We start from the raw sequence: 17,763 nt of genomic DNA, 5'->3' as shown, positions 1-17,763 counted from the left end.
AGCGCGGTGGCGAACGCCTGTGTGGCGGAGACCGAGCCGGCGAGGAGTACTCACCGCCGAGTTGCGACAGTGGTGGCGACGCCGACGCCGAGCATCGACAGCCGAAGGCGTGAAATGAAGGCCGCGGCGGAGCAGAGCAGACCGCCTGCAGGAGAAAAGTTCCGGCGGTGATCGGAGAGCATGGAACTCAACGCTCCGTCAGGAGCCGATCGTCGCCGGACCGGGCCGGGTGGCCGGGCCGGTCTCCACGTCCTCCATTTTCACGCAAGGCGCCGCATCCCGCGACGCGACGCCGTATCTCTCCGTGCGCGTGCGGGAAATGGCGAGCCGAGTAAGCTGGATGAAGACACGTCGATGTCTCGGCGAGAAGGAGCCGCATACCGCCGCGCATACAGGCGACCGTGTATATCGGCGACCGTGTTCACAGGCGACCAGGACCGAGTCCCGGCCCCGAGAACCTGTCAGCCCGATTCCACGGGCTTCTCCGCCGTCGCCCGGTGCCGCTCGCCCAGCTCCATTCCCCGACCAGTGGGCCTCCGGAGGTGAATCGGGGTGCATGCGCGACTGCGCAGCCAGGCCGCGATGGCCGCGGTCAGCACATGCATCGTCGTGCTGACCGCGTTCTACTACACATTTCCGGAACAGCGGCTGATCTTCGTCGCCATTGGAGCGACCGGTGTCACCGGTATCATCCTGGGCGTCTTTCTCAACCACCCCGCGCATCGACTCCCCTGGCTGTTGCTCGCCGCAGGAAACCTCGCCTTCGCTGCGGGCCAGGCCGCCCAGATCATCCTCCTCCAGTTCTACGAGCAGAGCCCGTTTCCGTCGATCGCCGACGGCTTCTATCTCGCGGCATATCCGCTCTATGCGGCCGGACTGCAGGGCTTCGTCCGCTGGCGTACGAGTGGGCGCGACCGCGCGAGCCTCGTCGACGCGCTGACGCTGACCGTCGGCCTGGCACTGCTGTCGTGGCTCTTCCTGATCGAGCCGTACGCCCGCGTCGCCGGTCTCACCTGGGTGCAGAAGGCGTTCTCCATCGCCTATCCGCTCGGCGACATCCTCGTCCTGGCGATGCTGCTGCGCCTGCTCGCCGGCCGTGGCGGCAAGAGTCCCTCGCTCGTGCTGCTCACTGTGGGCACCCTCGGCCTGCTCACCGCGGACGTGGCCTACGGCCTGATACAGCTGAACGGAACCTGGCGCACGGGAACCGCGGTCGATCTCGGTTGGGCCGTGCTGTACGGCGCCTGGGCGGCCGCCGCGCTGCATCCGTCCATGCGCTCGCTGACCCGGCCGGCGGCATGGCGCGCCGAGACCGGCATGGGCCGGCTGAGCCTGCTCACCCTGGCGTCGCTGATCGCGCCGGCCATCCTCCTGATGGCGGCGGTGCGCGGCGTGAGCACCAACATCGGCGTGATCGGGGTGTTCTCCGCGGTGCTCTTCGTCCTCGTGCTCTATCGCCTGGCGGGCGTGGCGGCGACCCACCGGCAGGCGGTCGGTCGGGAGAAGGTGCTGCGCATCGCGGTGTCGTCGCTGGGCGGAGCGGGCGATCCGCGGGATGTGGCCGCCGCCGTCCACACGGCGGTGACGGAGCTCATGCCGCATGGCCCGCCGCGTTCCGCGCTGCTCACCGTGCCGGACAACACGCTGTGGGTGAACGGGGATCACGGCGGTGTACGGGGGCCCCTGTCCGCCCGGGGGACCGCGGCCGTCCGGGAACTGATGGCCTCCGGCGAGAGCCGCCTGGTGGCCCTCGACGGTGTGGGGCCCGCTCTTGCCGCCTGCCTCACGGGGGACCTGGACGAGGAGCCGACCCGCACCGGCCACGCGCTCGTCTGCCCGCTCACCTCGCAGGATCATCCCTCGGGCGAACCGCTGGTCGGGGCGCTGATCGTGGCCGGGGACGAGCAGGACCTGCTCGTGCTCCACGACACGCTGGCGACTCTCGCCGCCCAGGCCGCACTTGCCGTGGCGCGGATCGCCCTCGCCCAGGAGGTCAACCAGCGCAACAGCGAAGCGTACTTCCGCACGCTGGTGCAGAACGCCTCCGACGTCATCCTCATCCTCGACGACGACAACCGGGTCCGTTACGCCAGCCCGTCCGCCGCCCAGGTGCTCGGCGTTCCGGGTCTGGAGGGCACCCACCTCATCGATCTGGTGCCGCCGGAGGACAGCCGCGCGGTGGTCGAGACACTCGGCCGGATACGGAGCGGCGAGTACCAGAGCAGGCGCGAGCACTGGCGCATGATCCGCGCCGACCGGTCGTCCATCGAGGTCGAGGTGAGGTGGAGCGACCTGCGCGAGGAGGCGACCGTCGGTGGGGTGGTGCTCACCCTGCGGGACGTGACCGAACAGCGCAAGCTCGAACGCGAGCTCACTCACCAGGCGTTCCACGACTCGCTGACCGGCCTGGCCAACCGCGTGCTCTTCCAGGACCGGGTCAGCCACGCCCTGGTGCAGGCTCAGCGCGACGGCACGGTGGTCGGCGTGCTCTTCATCGACGTGGACGACTTCAAGGTCGTCAACGACATGCACGGCCACAGCGTGGGCGACGAACTCCTGGTCGCCCTGTCGCTCCGCCTGCAGACCGCCGTCCGTGCCTCCGACACCGCGGCGCGCATCGGCGGCGACGAGTTCGCACTGCTGGTGGAGGGCTCCGTATCGCCGACGGGTGTGGAGCGGTTCACCGAGCACGTGATGGGCGTGTTCGCCGAGCCGTTCCGGCTCAGTGTGGGGCCGGTGAGCACGTACGCCAGCATCGGCGTCGCCACGACGGAGGACAGTATCGACTCGGTCGAACTGCTGACCCACGCCGATCTCGCGCTGTACGCGGCGAAGACCGCGGGCAAGCGCCAGTGGCGCCGCTACCACCCGGACCTGCAGAGGGGCATGGCCGAGCGTGCCACGTTGCAGGAGGGACTGGACAGTTCGTCGATCGAGACGTCGTTCATGGTGCTCTACCAGCCCATCGTGGAGCTGACCAGCGGTCGGATCACCGGCTTCGAGGCGCTCGTTCGCTGGCCCCACTCCACGCGCGGCATGGTGCTGCCCGAACAGTTCATCACGCTGGCCGAGGAGAGCGGCCAGATCGTTCCGCTCGGTGCCTGGGTGCTTGACCGGGCCGCGACCGATGCCGTCCGGTGGCAGGGCTCCCTGCGACGCGACAGGACGGCCAAGGGCAGCGAACCTTACGTCAGCGTGAATGTGTCGCCGCGTCAGTTCCGGGACGAGGAGTTCTATCAGGTGATCCGGCGCGCCCTGGATCTCTCCGGCATCGAACCGTCGTCTCTTGTACTGGAACTGACCGAGAGTGTGCTGATGTACAACGACGAACGTATCCTGGCTGAGATGAGTTCGCTCACCGATCTCGGGATCCGTATCGCGATCGACGATTTCGGAACAGGCTACTCGTCGCTGAGCTATCTGCGTGAGTTCCCGATCTCCATACTCAAGATCGACAAGTCGTTCATCCATGAACTCGGGCGCTCACCCGAACAGTACGCCTTGGTCGAGGGCATCACGCATCTCGCGGACACACTCGGCCTGACGGTGATCGCCGAAGGAGTGGAGGACGTGAGGCAGCAGGAGTTGCTGATCTCCATGGGCTGCCGGTTCGGCCAGGGGTACCTCTTCGCCGAGCCGGTCACCGCCGACGAGGCGGAGCACCTTGTCCTCGCGCCGCCGCTCGGCCGCCTGGCCGGAGTCCCCGGGGCGCCTCCGGCAGGGAAGCGGTGATGGCGGCGGCCCTCTGCCGTGCGGGGCGCAGGGCGTGCTCCGCGTCCGCAGGGCGCCGCGCGAGGCAGGAGACCCAAGGTGACGCAATGTGATCACCCGTCGCCGGAGTCGGCTGTGCTGTGCGTCGTGCTGCGCAACGAAGAGGAGCAGTACGCGATCTGGCCCGCCGATCATCGGATTCCAGCCGGGTGGCACAGGATCGGCGGACCGGCGTCCCCCGCGTGGTGCGGGAGTCTGGTCGATCGCCTGTGGACCGACATGCGCCCCGCGAGTGTCCGCGGCGAGCGGCGTCTCCCGGAACGCGGGCCGGGCACCGTGCCGGAGCTGGTCCGGGAGCGGGCGCGGCGTGCGCCGTCCGCTCTCGCGGTGCTCTCGGACGAGGGCCGGCTCAGCTACGCCGAGCTGACCGGCCACGCCGACCGGCTTGCCCGCGAGCTGCGGGAGTCGGGGGTCGACGCGGAATCCGTCGTTACCGTGTGCCTCGACCGCGTGCCCGAGTTGATCGTCGCGCTGCTGGCGGTGCTGAGCTCCGGCGGCGCGTTCCTGCCCCTCGACCCGGCGACTCCTCGGCAACGGATGGTCGCACTGGTCGCAGAGACCGGTTCACGCCTCATCCTCTCGAGCCGCGAGCACGCCGCCATGTTCTCCGGGTGCCAGGCTCGGATCGTCCACGCCGGGGAACCGGCCACGCAGGCGCCGCTGGACGGACCGGCGGCGGCACCGGCGCCACGGCCGGGGGACCTCGCCTACATCATCTACACATCCGGATCCACCGGCCCCCCCAAGGGAGTGATGATCACTCACGGGTCGCTGGCCCACTCCCTCACCGCGGTGGCCCGAACGTACGAACTGAGGCCGGGCGACCGGGTGCTGCACGCCGCGGCACTCGGCTTCGACACCTCCCTGGAGCAGATCTTCGCCACACTGATCAGCGGCGCGACACTCGTCCTCGCGGGAACAGGGACGTGGGCGCCCACCGACCTGCTGCACCGCCTCCCGGAACAGGCAATAACCGTCGCCGACCTGACCCCCGCCTACTGGCAGCGGATCGTCTCCGTCGCGGACCTGGGCGAGATCCTCGCGTCGCTCAGGCTCGTGATCGTCGGCGGCGAGATCGTCACCGCGAAGGACTGCCGCGCCCTTCTGCGCCGGATCCCCGGCGCGCGGCTCGTCAACGCCTACGGGCTCACCGAGACGACCATCACGTCCATGCTCTGCGACCTCGACGAGGAGGTGCTTGCCGCGCCGGACACCGCCGTCGCCCCGGTCGGCAGGCCCCTGGAGGGCAATCGCGTCCACGTGCTCGACGCCGACCTGCGCCCGGTGGCGCCGGGCGAGCGCGGAGAGATCTACATCGGCGGCCCGGGGCTGGCGCGCGGTGTCTGGCGGCACCCCGCCCTGACCGCACAGCAGTTCCTGCCCGACCCGCATGGCTCTGCGCCGGGGGACCGGATGTATCGCACCGGGGACCTGGGCCGCTGGCGCTCGGACGGCAACCTGGAAGTCGTGGGCCGGATCGACGACCAGATCAAGATCCGCGGGTTTCGGGTCGACCCGGCCGAGGTCGAGGCCGCGCTCGTCTCCCACCCGGAGATCGGCCAGGCGATGGTCGTGGCCCGGGCGCGCGACAGAGGCGACCGGGACCTCATCGCGTACTACACGCCGACGGCACCCCCGACCGGGGGAGAGGCGGCGCTGCGCACACGGCTGCGGTCGGCACTCGCCGAGATCCTGCCGGGCTACATGATCCCGGCAGCCTTCCACGCGGTGGAGCGGCTGCCCGTCACACCCAGCGGAAAGCTCGACCGCAGGGCCGTGCCGGAAGTCAGGACGCCGGCGAGGACGGCCGCCGCCGACGACCGTCCGGTGCAGCATGGGATGGCCCAGTTGTGGGGCCAGATCCTGGACGTGGACCACGTCCGTCCGGAGGACGACTTCTTCGAATTGGGCGGCAACTCGCTGCTGGCCATGGAGATGCTTGCCCGGACCCGCGTCATCTACGGCATCGGCATCACACAGATCCGTGACCTGACCCGTTCACTGCTGCGGCAGCCGACGCTCGCCGCGTTCGCCGAATCCGTGCGCCAGGCACGCGCCGGCACACTGGCCCACCCGGAGGGCGGGAGTGTCGACTTCGCCGCCGAGACCGACCGGCGCGTGCCGGCGGTAGGCCGTGACGCGCCGGCTCTGCACCCCCGGCACCCCGGCGACGTACTCCTCACCGGGGCGACGGGGTTCTGCGGCGCGCACATGATCGACGAGCTGCTGCGCAGGACGACGGGACGGATCCTCTGCCTGGTCAGAGCCTCCGACGAGCAGCACGCCATGGAGCGGATCCGCGCCAGCCACCAGCGGTACGTCCTCAGCGAGCTGTCCAGCGCGCGCATCCAGCCGGTCGTCGGCGACCTGGCCAGGCCCGGACTGGGGCTGCCTCCCGGCCGGTTCGAGGAGCTGGGGTCGACCATCGACGCCATCTACCACTTCGGCGGCCAGGTCAACTTCATCTACCCGTACCACGAGTTGCGTGCGGCCAACGTCGACGGAACATACGAGATCATCCGCCTCGCTGCCCGCCGGGCCGTCCCCGTCCACTTCACCTCCAGCATGGCGGTGCTCGCCGGATTCGGGCCGGCCGGGGTGCGCCAGGTGACGGAGCACACGCCGCTTCGCTTTCCTGAGTATCTGTCGGTGGGGTACGTGGAGACCAAATGGGTCGGCGAGGCGCTGCTGAAGAAGGCGTCCGAGGCGGGCCTGCCGGTCGTCGTCTACCGCCTGATGGACGTCACGGGCAGCAGCGGAACCGGCGTGATGAACACCGGCAGCGAGATGGCCGCCCTTTTCGGGTTCATCGCGCGGACCGGGCTGTGCCCCGACATCCGGCTGTCGCTGGACCTGCTGCCGGCCGACCTTCTCACCCGGGCGATCGGACACGTCTCCACCCGTCTTCCCGCTCGCGGCGAGGTCTACCACCTCACCAACCCCCGTCCCACGCTTCTGGGTTCGCTCGCCGAGCGCCTGCGTCAGCGGGGTTACCCGGTCCGGGAGATCCCCTACCCCGAGTGGACCGCCGCCGTGGTGAAGTACGCGGCCGGACACCCCTCCGACCCGCTGACCCCGTTCGTCCCGCTCTTCGTCGACCGGTGCCGCCACGCCGACATCACCGTGAGCGAGATGTACTTCCAGGGCGTGTTCCCGGAGTTCACCCGCACCAACGCCGAGCGGGCGCTGAGGGACGCCGGGATCGACATTCCGCCGGTGGACGCGGAGATGATGGACCGCTCCATCGACTTCCTCCAGCGGTCCGACTACGTCCGGCCGGTCAAGAGCGGCGGGCGGGGAGCGGCACGATGGTGAGCCGGTGCCGTGGCTGGGAGGCGCTGGACGTGCTGGAAGCGTCCCCCGACGGTCCGGTGGCCTTCTGCGCCGACCTCTCTCCCGACAGCCTCCTGGCGGCGTACCGCGCCGGCGTCTATCCCTTCCCGGCGTCCGACGAGTACACCCGCGCCTTCAACGAGGCGCTCTTCGCCGATCAGGTCCAGGAAGGCCGCATCCGGTTCGTGGGCGAGGACGCGGGGGAGGAAGCGGCCGATCCCTACGCCGTCTCCTGGTGGTCGCCCGACCCCAGGCCGGTGCTGCCCGTCACGGCCGCGCACCTCAGCCGGAGCCTCGCCCGGCGGCTGCGCAACCGGCTGCCGTGGTCGACCAGCCTGGACCGGCGCTTCGAGCAGGTCGTCCGCGAATGCCGTACCGGCCGCACCCCTTTGTGGCTCACCGACGAGCTGATCGCCGGCCTGATCCGCCTCCATGATCTGGGTCATGCCCATAGCGTCGAGGTCTGGGAGGACGGCGAGCTGGTCGGCGGCGTCTTCGGTGTCCAGGTCGGATCGGTCTTCAGCATGGACTCGATGTTCTTCCACCGCCCCGGCGCCTCGAGGGTCGCGGTGAGCGACCTCGCGGCGCGCTTCGCACAGGCCGGCGGCGAGTTGCTCGACGCGCAGCGGGACAGCCCGCACGTCCGCAGCCTCGGCGGCATTCTCATACCGCGAGAGCAGTACATGCGACACCTGCGCCGCACCGCGCGCGACAGTCTTCCGATGCCCACCGCCACCTTGCCGGCCCGCCGTCTCGCCCTGCGGGCGGAATCGCACTGACCCCGTCCTCGCGTTGCCGCTCGTCGCCGGACGCGGCCGCACCACGGTCGTTGGCGACCAGGCACGCCGCCTTCGTGCGGTGCCTGTCGCGGGCGTGTGCCACGGGCATGGGGCTCAGGGGTCCATGCACCATGGGCGTCCGGGCCGCTCACCGTGCAAGGATCCTCGGACGAACGCCTTGCGCTCAGGCACCGTCGTCGGAGGGACGGCGGCGGTCCTGGGGACGGGTGTACGGGTAAGGAGCCCGTTCGGTACGGCGACGGGCCGCGTGGCGCAGGACGAGCTCCCCCTCCTCCACCGTCATCGGCCGGGCGAACAGGTAGCCCTGTCCGAACCGGCAGCCGATGCTCGCCAGCAGATCCCGCTGTTCCTGCTCCTCGACACCCTCGGCGATCACCTGGAGCCCGAGCGTGTCGGCCAGGCGGACGATGCCCTCGACCAGGGCCATGTGCTGGGAGTCCCGCTGGACGTCGTCGATGAACGTCTTGTCGATCTTCAGTACGTCGATAGGGAAGTCCCGGAGATAGCGCAGTGAGGCGTAGCCGGTGCCGAAGTCGTCGATCGCGATGCGCACGCCGACATCCTTCAGCCCCTGGATGAGCGCGTCGATCTGATCGGTCCGCTGCATGAGCACCGACTCGGTGAGTTCCAGCTGCAGTGTGCCCGGGACCAGACCGGCGGTGTCGACGGCCCTGCAGACCTCGTCGAGGAAGCTCATGTCCCGCCACTGCCGGGCGGACACGTTCACGCTGAGGTACGGCGGCGCGGACAGACCGACGCGGCGCTGCAGCCGGGCGATGTCGGCCGTGGCATGGTGCAGCACCCAGGCGCCCAGCATCGAGATGTGCCCGGACTCCTCGGCCAGCGGGATGAACTGCCCCGGGGGGACCGGTCCGGTGGGCATGCGCGGCCAGCGGACCAGTGCCTCGAAACCCACCACCTCGCCCGCGGTGATGTCCACGACCGGCTGGTAGCGCAGGGCGAACTCTCCTCTGGAGATCGCTCCGACCATCTGCGCCCGGAGGTCGTGGCGCTCGACCATCCGCACGCGCTGCTGGGGCTGGAATCGGCGCCATTGCCGCTTCCCGGCGGCCTTGGCGGCATACAGCGCCAGATCGGCGAGCGCCAGGAGTTCCTCGGCGTCCGTGGTGTCCCGGGCCGTGGCCACGCCCACGCTGGCGGAGACGCTCACCGACTCCTGCGACACCTGGAAGGGCCGGCTCAGCATCTGGATCACCTGAGCGGCCAGCAGCTCGGCGTCGAGTGGCTGCTTGGCGTCCTCCATCAGCACGGCGAACTCGTCGCCGCCGAGCCGCGCCGCCGTGTCGGTCCGGCGCAGTGTCCCCGACAGGCGCGCCGCCACGGCGCACAGCAGCCGGTCGCCGACCGTGTGCCCGAGCGTGTCGTTCACGATCTTGAAGTCGTCCAGGTCGATGAAGAGCAGGCACGTGACCGCCGCCTCACGCCGGCCACGCAGCAGCGCGCGCTCGGTCCGCTCCAGCAGCAGCGTCCGGTTGGGCAGACCGGTCAGGGAGTCGTGGAAGGCGCGCTGCGTGAGCTCGTGCTCCAGCCGACGCTGCTCGGTGACGTCCCGCAGGGTGATGACCAGACCGCCTACAGTCCGGTCCTGCCGCAGGTCACGACAGCGCACCTCCACCTCGATGCGATCCGGGTCCCGTGCCACCCACCAGTGGTCGTGCGCTTCCTGCCGTCCGTCGTGCAGCAGGCTCGTCAGGGTGCGAATCACCCGGTCGCGCTCTTGGGGGTCCACCAGTGCCTGCAGTTCGGTCCCGATCAGATCGGCGCTGCCGAACACGGCGCGCGCGGACGGACTGGCGTAACGGACGGTCGTGTCGTCGTCGACGACGAGGATGACGTCCGAGGCGTTGTGCACCAGGGTGCGGAAGTATGCCTCGCTCTCCTTGCGGGTGACCTCCCGCCGCAGCGCGATGCGTTCCGCCGCCAGCCCCGCGTGAGAAGCCAGGATCTCGAGCGAGCCGCGCATCTCGGCGAGTCTTCGCTCGGGGCCGGCCGCCAGCAGCACGCCCGACGGCTTGCCGCCGGCCGGACGGTCGGGCTGCACCATGGGGCACACCAGGGCGGTCGGCAGGTCAGCGAGCTGTGCGGCGATGTCCGGCGCGAGCGAGGCGACGGGCACCATCGGGGTGCGCTGCCGGGCGAGGCCGCCCGGCCCGCTCTGTGCGGCCTCATCACCGTCCAGACGCGCGTACAGGTCCTGCGCGTCCTGAGCCGACAGGACCAGGGTCGCGTGCCGGACCTTCGGTCCGAACAGCGCGGTGACCGCCACGTCGCAGGCCTGTGCGACCTCCTCCGGCCAGAACGCCCCCACCAGGGACGCGGCCGCCGTGCGCAGTGCCTGTTCCCGCGCCACGGCCTTGCGGTGCGCCGCGACCATCACCGCGAGCCGCAGGATCACCAGCACGAACAGCACACCGGAGGACACCGCGAGCGCCGTCGCGTCGTGCACGCGCCCTACGCTCTCCTCGTGGACCAGCACCGCGGGCGGGATCAGTGTGGCCGCCGCGAGCAGCAGGAGCCGACGCCAGGGCGGAAGCAGGGACTGCGACTGGGACTCCGACGCGGTCAGCTCCGCCATGGAGGGGTGCAGCGCGGCCAGCCCCCAGGCCGTGCAGAAGACGATCCAGCCGGAGTCCAGGAGCGTGCCCCCCTGCCCCATCTCGTTGAGCCGCAGGATTCCGTAGGCGATGTCGAAGCAGAGCAGCGTGCCCGTGCCCAGGACGAGCAGCTGCACGGCGCGGTTGGGCCCGGATGCGGGGCTGGGAGCGAGGAGACGGACCAGCATCGCCAGCACCAGGACATCCCCCAGCGGGTAGGCGATGCTGATCGCGCGCTGCTGCCAGGTGAGGCCCTCGAGCCGGGCCAGCGGCTGCACGAGATAGACCCACACCGGCAGGGCGAGTCCGGCCGTGATGATCAGAGCGTCGAGCAGGCTGGACAGATCGCGGCCCGCCCAGCGGTAGCGCACCAGGCCGAACAGCCCCGCGATGAGGAGGGCGTACGCGGCTAGGTAGCTGGCGGCGGCCGGGGAGGGGAACGGGTTGGACGCGTGGAAGTGAGTGTCCTGCACGTTGTAGTAGGTGCCACCCGCGGCGAAGGCCAGCAGCCCGGCGGCGAGCACCCACCACGGCCAGCGGTGCGCCGACCGATGGACATGGACACCCGTCAGGACGGCGACCACGCCCGCAAGACCGATGACGGCCCACAACGGCGCACGCAGGTCCGGTACGGTCATGTACGCGGCGGTGATGGCCCCGACCAGCGCAATGTGGGCGGCCATCAGTCGGTGGGCCGGCAACAAGGGCAAGCACCCCGAATCGGTGGAGACCGAAATGCGCGGTACGCGCCGACTTGGGCTTCCTCTACCGATCGTAGGCATGACTGGCGCCGCGCCGCATGTCGTCCCGCCTGCCCGGCAGGCGGGACGACATGCCGCCTGCCCGGCAGGCGCGGAAGCGGGGCGCGCGGGCGCGGTTCAGCCCCCGGCGGGCACCGGTGACGGCCCGCCGTACGGGTCTCGCGCCGACGGCCGGGGGCCGTACGGTGGTGCTACTGCGCCTTCGTCGGCCGCCGGGCGGAGTCCGCGTAGCCGTGCGGGTTGAGCCGCTGGAAGCGCCAGGCGTCCCGGCACATGTCGGTGAGATCCCGCAGCGGCCGCCAGCCCCAGGCGCGCCGCAAGGCGGACGAGTCGGCGACGAGTTCGGCGACGTCGCCGGGGCGGCGGGGCGCGATCTCGTACGGAATGGATCTGCCGCAGGTCCGGGAGAACGCGCCGACGACGTCGAGGACCGAACTTCCGTAGCCGAGTCCGAGGTTGTACACGTGCATGCCGGGGGCGTCGGCCAAGTGGTCGAGGGCGACGCGGTGTGCCTCGACGGTGTCCATGACATGGAGGTAGTCGCGGATCGCGGTCCCGTCCGGTGTGGGGTAGTCCCCGCCGTACACGCTCAGCCGTTCCCGCCTGCCGATGGCCACCTGCGCCAGGTACGGCATCAGATTGTCGGGCGTGCCGCGCGGGTCCTCCCCGAGCAGTCCGCTGGGGTGGGCTCCGACCGGGTTGAAGTGCCGCAGGCACAGCACGGTGTACTCGGGCCGCCGACGGCAGACGTCGGCGAGGATCTGCTCACAGGCCCACTTGGAGGCCGCGTAGGGATTGGTGGGCCGGGCGGGGGTGGACTCGTCGAGGGGGCCGGCGCCCGCGTCGCCGTAGACGGAGCAGGACGAGGAGTACACGAGCTGGTGCACTGCGTGCTCGTGCATGGTCCGCAGCAGGGCCGTCATGCCGCCCACGTTCGTGTCGTAGTACTCGACGGGCATGGTCGTCGATCTGCTCACGGACTTGAGGGAGGCGAAGTGCATCACCGCGTCCACCGTGTGCCGGTCGAAGACGGCCGAGAGGGCCTGCCGGTCACGGATGTCCAGCTCGTAGACGGTTCCGGCGAAGCGGCCGGCGACCCGTTCCACCCGGGCCAAGACCTGTGGCGTGCTGTTGGAGTAGTCGTCGACGACGATCAACTCGTAACCGTGGTCGAGCAGTTCGACGCACGCGTGGCTGCCGATGAAGCCGGCTCCGCCGGTGATCAGGACTGTTGTCGGTGCGCTCACGGACCCGTCCCCGCCGTCGTATGCTTACGTCGTATACATACGACTGTGCTCCCCTGGTGCCCAGGAGTCAACGGGGAACCGTGGCACCACCGCGCCCGCCGCACGCCGGCGCGGAGAGCGTCAAGGCCTGACCAGGAGCTGGAAGTCGAACGCATACCGGGACGCCCGGTAGATGTGCGTCCCGTACTCCACCGGCCGCCCGGTGTCGTCGTACGCCGTGCGCTGCATGGTGAGCAGTGCGGCGCCCTCCTTCTCGTCGAGGCGGACGGCCTCCTCGGCGGTGGCCGAGCGGGCGCCGATGGTCTGGCGGGCGCTGTGCAGGGTGATTCCGGCGGAGCGCAGCATCCGGTACAGGCCGGTCGATTCCAGCCGGGCGCTGTCGAGGTCCAGCAGACCCGCCGGCAGGTAGTTGCACAGCAGGGCGACCGGCTGGCCGTGGGTGCAGCGCAGCCGCTCCAGGAGGGCGACCTCGCCGCCCTCCGCGACACCGAGGGCGGCCGCGACGTCGGCCGACGCGGGGACGGTCTCGTTGCGGACGACCTGGGTGGTCGGGCCCTGCCCGGCCGCCTCCAGGTCGTCGTAGAGGCTGCTCAGCTCCAGCGGGCGCTTGACCTGGCTGTGCACGACCTGCGTGCCCACCCCGCGCCGCCGGACCAGCAGCCCCTTGTCGACCAGGGACTGGATGGCCTGGCGGACGGTCGGGCGGGACAGGCCGAGGCGTACGGAGAGGTCGACCTCGTTGCCCAGGAGGTTGCCCGGGGCGAGGACGCCGTGCTCGATCGCCGCCTCCAGCTGCTGGGCGAGCTGGTAGTACAGCGGCACCGGACTGCCCCGGTCCAGGGCGAAGTCCAGCGTGCTGAGCGCGGGGGCGGTCCCGGCACGTGCGGGGTCACCGGTCTTCGCCATGGACGTACCTCCCAGTCGGACAGTCGGTCAGGAGTTGCTCGGGAAACCGAGGTTGATGCCCGCGTCGGCCGGGTCCGGCCAGCGCGTGGTGATGACCTTGCCCTGGGTGTAGAAGGCGATGCCGTCGTTGCCGTAGATGTGCAGGTCGCCGAAGAGGGAGTCCTTCCAGCCGCCGAAGGAGTGGTAGCCGACGGGCACCGGGATCGGCACGTTGACGCCGACCATGCCCGCCTTGACCTCCATCTGGAAGCGGCGGGCGGCGCCGCCGTCGCGGGTGAAGATGGCGGTGCCGTTGCCCCAGCGGGAGTCGTTGATCAGCTTGATGGCGTCGTCGTAGGTGTCCGCGCGTACGACGCACAGGACGGGGCCGAAGATCTCGTCCTGGTACGCGTCCGCCGTCAGCGGCACCTTGTCGAGCAGCGAGACGCCGAGGAAGAAGCCGTTCTCGTGACCCTCGACCGTGTAGCCGGTGCCGTCGACCACGACCTCGGCGCCCTGCTCCGCCGCGCTCGTCACGTACGACGCCACCTTGTCGCGGTGCTCGCGCGTGATCAGCGGGCCCATCTCGCTCGCCGGGTCGTCGCCGGGGCCGATGCGGAGGTTCTTCACGCGCTCGGCGATCTTGCCGACCAGTTCGTCGCCCGTGTCTCCGACCGCGACCACGACCGACACGGCCATGCAGCGCTCGCCCGCCGAGCCGTACGCCGCGTTGATCGCCTGGTCGGCGGCGAAGTCCAGGTCGGCGTCGGGCAGGACCAGCATGTGGTTCTTGGCGCCGCCCAGGGCCTGGACGCGCTTGCCGTGCTCGACCGCCTTGAGCTGGATGTACTTGGCGATCGGGGTCGAGCCGACGAAGGAGACCGCCTCGATGTCCGGGTGCTCCAGGATGCGGTCCACGGCCGTCTTGTCGCCCTGCACGATGTTCAGGACGCCGTCGGGCAGGCCCGCCTCGGCGGCCAGTTCGGCGAGGCGGTAGGAGGCCGACGGGTCCTTCTCGCTGGGCTTGAGGACGAAGGTGTTGCCGCACGCGATGGCCAGCGGGAACATCCACATCGGCACCATCGCCGGGAAGTTGAACGGCGTGATGCCGGCGACCACGCCGAGCGGCTGCCGGATCGAGGCGACGTCGACCCGGGTGGAGACCTGGGTGGACAGCTCGCCCTTGAGCTGGACGCTGATCCCGCAGGCCAGCTCCACGATCTCCATGCCGCGCGCGACCTCGCCGAGCGCGTCGGAGTGCACCTTGCCGTGCTCGGCGGTGATCAGCTCGGCGATCTCGTCGCGGTGGGCGTCCAGCAGCTCGCGGTACTTGAACAGGATCGCCGTGCGCTTGGCGAGCGAGGAGCTGCCCCAGCTGACGAAGGCGTCCTTGGCGGCGGCGACGGCCGCGTCCACCTCGTCGACGGTGGCGAACGCGACCTGCTTCTCCTGGGCGCCGGTGGCCGGGTTGTAGACCGGGCCGAAGCGGCCGGAGGTGCCCTCGACGGGCTTGCCGCCGATCCAGTGGTTGATGGTCTTCATGAGGGTGAAGGGCCTTTCGTGAGCGGGGAGTTCTACAGGTGGCGGCGGCGTGCGGCGACCTGGTGGTCGTACCGCTCGCGGGCCTCGACGGCCGCCTCGCGGGAGGCGACCTCGGCCACCGGCACGTCCCACCAGGCCTCGGCCGGGGGAGCGGTGGGGGCCGGGTCGGTCTCGACGTACACGCAGGTGGGGCGGTCGGAGGCGCGGGCCGTGGCCAGCGCCTCGCGCAGCTCGCGCACCGTCTTGGCGCGCAGCACGTCCATGCCGAGGCTGGCGGCGTTGGCGGCGAGGTCGACGGGCAGCGGGGCACCGGTGAAGGTGCCGTCGGCGGCCCGGTAGCGGTAGGCGGTGCCGAACCGCTCGCCGCCGGTCTCCTCCGACAGGCCGCCGATGGAGGCGTAGCCGTGGTTCTGGATCAGGACGATCTTGACCGGCAGGCCCTCCTGGACGGCCGTGACGATCTCCGTCGGCATCATCAGGTACGTGCCGTCGCCGACGAGGGACCAGACGGTGGTGCCCGGTGCCGCCTGCTGGACGCCGATCCCGGCCGGGATCTCGTAGCCCATGCAGGAGTAGCCGTACTCCAGGTGGTACTGGCGGGGGGAGCGGGAGCGCCACAGCTTGTGCAGGTCGCCGGGGAGCGAACCGGCCGCGTTGATGACCACGTCGTCCTCGCCCACGACCGCGTCCAGCGCGCCGAGCACCTGCGTCTGGGTCGGTACGGCGTTCTCGTCGTCGGCACGGTAGGCGGCCTCGACGACCTGCTCCCAGCGCTCCTTGCCGGCGCGGTACTCGGCCTCGTAGCCCTCGGCCACACGGTGCCCGGCCAGCGCCTCCGCCAGCTTTTCCAGGCCCGCCTTCGCGTCGCAGACCAGCGTCCGTGCCGCCAGCTTGTGGGCGTCGAAGGCGGTGATGTTGAGGTTCACGAACCGCACGCCCGGGTTCTGGAAGAGCGTGCCGGACGCCGTGGTGAAGTCCGTGTACCGGGTGCCGACGCCGATGACCAGGTCGGCGGTGCGGGCGATGTCGTCGCTGACCGCCGTGCCGGTGTGGCCGATGCCGCCGAGGTCGGCGGGGTGGTCGTACCGGAGCGATCCCTTGCCCGCCTGGGTGGAGGCGACCGGGATGCCGGTGGCCTCCACGAACGCCCTCAGCGCCTCCTCGGCCTCGCTGTGGTGGACGCCGCCGCCCGCGACGATCAGGGGGCGTTCGGCCGAGCGGATCGCCTCGACGGCCGCCGTCAGCTCCACCGGGTCCGGCGCGGGGCGTCGTACGTACCAGACGCGCTCGGCGAAGAACTCCTCCGGCCAGTCGTACGCCTCGGCCTGCACGTCCTGGGGCAGGGCCAGGGTCACCGCACCGGTCTCGGCCGGGTCGGCGAGCACCCGCATGGCGTTCAGCGCCGACGGGATCAGCGCCTCGGGGCGGGTGACGCGGTCGAAGTAGCGGGAGACCGGGCGCAGGGTGTCGTTGACGGACACGTCGGCCTCGGTCGGGTGCTCCAGCTGCTGGAGCAGCGGGTCGGCGGTGTGCGTGGCGAAGTAGTCACCGGGGAGCAGGAGCACCGGCAGGCGGTTGATGGTGGCGAGGGCGGCGCCGGTGACCAGGTTGGTGGCGCCCGGGCCGATGGACGTCGTCACCGCCTGCGCGGACAGCCGGTTGAGCTGGCGGGCGTGGCCGACGGCCGCGTGCACCATGGACTGCTCGTTGCGGCCCTGGTGGTACGGCATCTCGTCCGCGTACTCGAGGAGCGCCTGGCCGATCCCGGCAACGTTGCCATGGCCGAAGATGCCCCAGGTCCCGGCGATCAGTCTGCGCCGGACGCTGTCCCGCTCGGTGTACTGGGCGGACAGGAACCGCACCAGCGCCTGGGCGGTCGTCAGTCGGCGGGTGGCGGGGCTCATGCGGACCTCTCGGGGGCGGTGTAGAGGGGGAGTCGGGGGTCGACGGGCTGGTCGGGCCAGGTGTCGCGGATCCAGGCGTGGTCGGGGTGGTCGCAGATCAGCCAGGCGCGCTCGGCCTCCGGGCCCGCCATGACGTTGAGGTAGTACATGTGGTGGCCGGGCGTGGCCATGGACGGCCCGTGCCAGCCGTCGGGGATGAGGACGACGTCGCCGTCGCGGACCTCGGCCAGGACGTCCGTGTCACGGCCGGGGCCGGACGGGGAGACCCGCTGGTAGCCGAGGCCGGGGATGCCGCCGTGAGCGGCGAACTCGAAGTAGTAGATCTCCTCGAGGACCGACTCCTCGCCGGGCCGGTGCTCGTCGTGCTTGTGCGGCGGGAAGGAGGACCAGTTGCCGCCCGGGGTGATGACCTCGACCGCGATGAGCTTGTCGCACTCGAAGACCCCGGCCGCGCCGAAGTTGTTGACCTGGCGGGAGCAGGTGCCGGTGCCGCGCAGTTCCACGGGGACGGACGAGGCCGGACCGTAGCGGGCGGGCAGGCGGCGGGAGCAGCGCGCGCCGGTCAGCGCGAAACGGCCGCCTGCGGCGGAGGTGACGGTCGCCCGGGCGTCGCGCGGCAGGTACGCGAAGTCGCTCACGCCGCTGAAGACGTCCGGGCGGCCCCGGAGCTCGAAGGTGTCCTGGCCGAAGTCGTCGGCGGCGGCGACCGCGCAGGCCCCGCTGAGCGACAGCACGATCCACTCGCTGTCGCCGGTGTCGAAGGTGTGCGTGCCGCCCGGCGGCAGTTCCAGGATCCGCAGGCTGGAGTAGCCCCAGCCGGCCTTCTCGGGCGTGATGTCGACGACGTAGGGGCCGCCGAGGGCCTTACCTGCGGGAAGGTGGTACGTCATGGTCTGCCTCTCCGA

At 70.9% G+C, this 17,763-nt stretch carries 9 protein-coding genes; 3 read left to right on the top strand and 6 right to left on the bottom strand.

The window, feature by feature from the left end; translation table 11 throughout:
* Positions 1 to 552 precede the first annotated feature (552 nt).
* The 3 genes from ACYVMZ_RS07000 (at position 553) to ACYVMZ_RS06990 (ending at position 7,883) form a co-directional block, all read left to right on the top strand.
* A complete protein-coding gene (locus ACYVMZ_RS07000) occupies positions 553 to 3,732 on the top strand; it encodes a putative bifunctional diguanylate cyclase/phosphodiesterase (RefSeq protein WP_461076656.1) in 3,180 nt (1,059 codons plus the stop codon).
* A gap of 78 nt (positions 3,733 to 3,810) precedes the next feature.
* Positions 3,811 to 7,086 carry an amino acid adenylation domain-containing protein gene (locus ACYVMZ_RS06995; protein ID WP_461076654.1) on the top strand — a complete coding sequence of 1,092 codons (3,276 nt, stop codon included), beginning with the start codon at positions 3,811 to 3,813 and terminating at the stop codon, positions 7,084 to 7,086.
* A complete protein-coding gene (locus ACYVMZ_RS06990) occupies positions 7,080 to 7,883 on the top strand; it encodes a leucyl/phenylalanyl-tRNA--protein transferase (protein ID WP_461076652.1) in 804 nt (267 codons plus the stop codon). Before ACYVMZ_RS06995 ends, ACYVMZ_RS06990 begins: the two co-directional genes overlap by 7 nt.
* A gap of 184 nt (positions 7,884 to 8,067) precedes the next feature.
* Here ACYVMZ_RS06990 and ACYVMZ_RS06985 read toward each other — a convergent pair whose 3' ends face one another.
* From ACYVMZ_RS06985 to iolB, 6 genes are all read right to left on the bottom strand, one after another.
* Positions 8,068 to 11,202: a putative bifunctional diguanylate cyclase/phosphodiesterase gene (locus tag ACYVMZ_RS06985; protein ID WP_461076650.1), complete on the bottom strand. Its 3,135-nt coding sequence runs from the start codon at positions 11,200 to 11,202 to the stop codon at positions 8,068 to 8,070.
* A gap of 269 nt (positions 11,203 to 11,471) precedes the next feature.
* Positions 11,472 to 12,527: a UDP-glucose 4-epimerase GalE gene (gene galE / locus ACYVMZ_RS06980; protein WP_461076648.1), complete on the bottom strand. Its 1,056-nt coding sequence runs from the start codon at positions 12,525 to 12,527 to the stop codon at positions 11,472 to 11,474.
* 120 nt (positions 12,528 to 12,647) lie between these two features.
* Positions 12,648 to 13,433: a GntR family transcriptional regulator gene (locus ACYVMZ_RS06975; RefSeq protein WP_461076646.1), complete on the bottom strand. Its 786-nt coding sequence runs from the start codon at positions 13,431 to 13,433 to the stop codon at positions 12,648 to 12,650.
* A 27-nt stretch (positions 13,434 to 13,460) separates the two neighbouring features.
* Positions 13,461 to 14,954: a CoA-acylating methylmalonate-semialdehyde dehydrogenase gene (locus ACYVMZ_RS06970; protein WP_461076644.1), complete on the bottom strand. Its 1,494-nt coding sequence runs from the start codon at positions 14,952 to 14,954 to the stop codon at positions 13,461 to 13,463.
* Positions 14,955 to 14,986: 32 nt separating this feature from the next.
* Positions 14,987 to 16,858 carry a 3D-(3,5/4)-trihydroxycyclohexane-1,2-dione acylhydrolase (decyclizing) gene (gene iolD / locus ACYVMZ_RS06965; RefSeq protein ID WP_461076642.1) on the bottom strand — a complete coding sequence of 624 codons (1,872 nt, stop codon included), beginning with the start codon at positions 16,856 to 16,858 and terminating at the stop codon, positions 14,987 to 14,989.
* Complete coding sequence (iolB, locus tag ACYVMZ_RS06960) at positions 16,855 to 17,748, bottom strand: 5-deoxy-glucuronate isomerase (RefSeq protein WP_461076640.1); 894 nt, start codon at positions 17,746 to 17,748, stop codon at positions 16,855 to 16,857. The genes iolD and iolB overlap by 4 nt, the downstream gene beginning before the upstream one ends.
* Between the last annotated feature and the right edge of the window lie 15 nt (positions 17,749 to 17,763).

The organism is Streptomyces deserti (genome assembly GCF_054782695.1).
The sequence above is the reverse complement of the archived record's forward strand: the minus strand, read 5'-3'. Positions and strand labels throughout refer to the sequence as shown.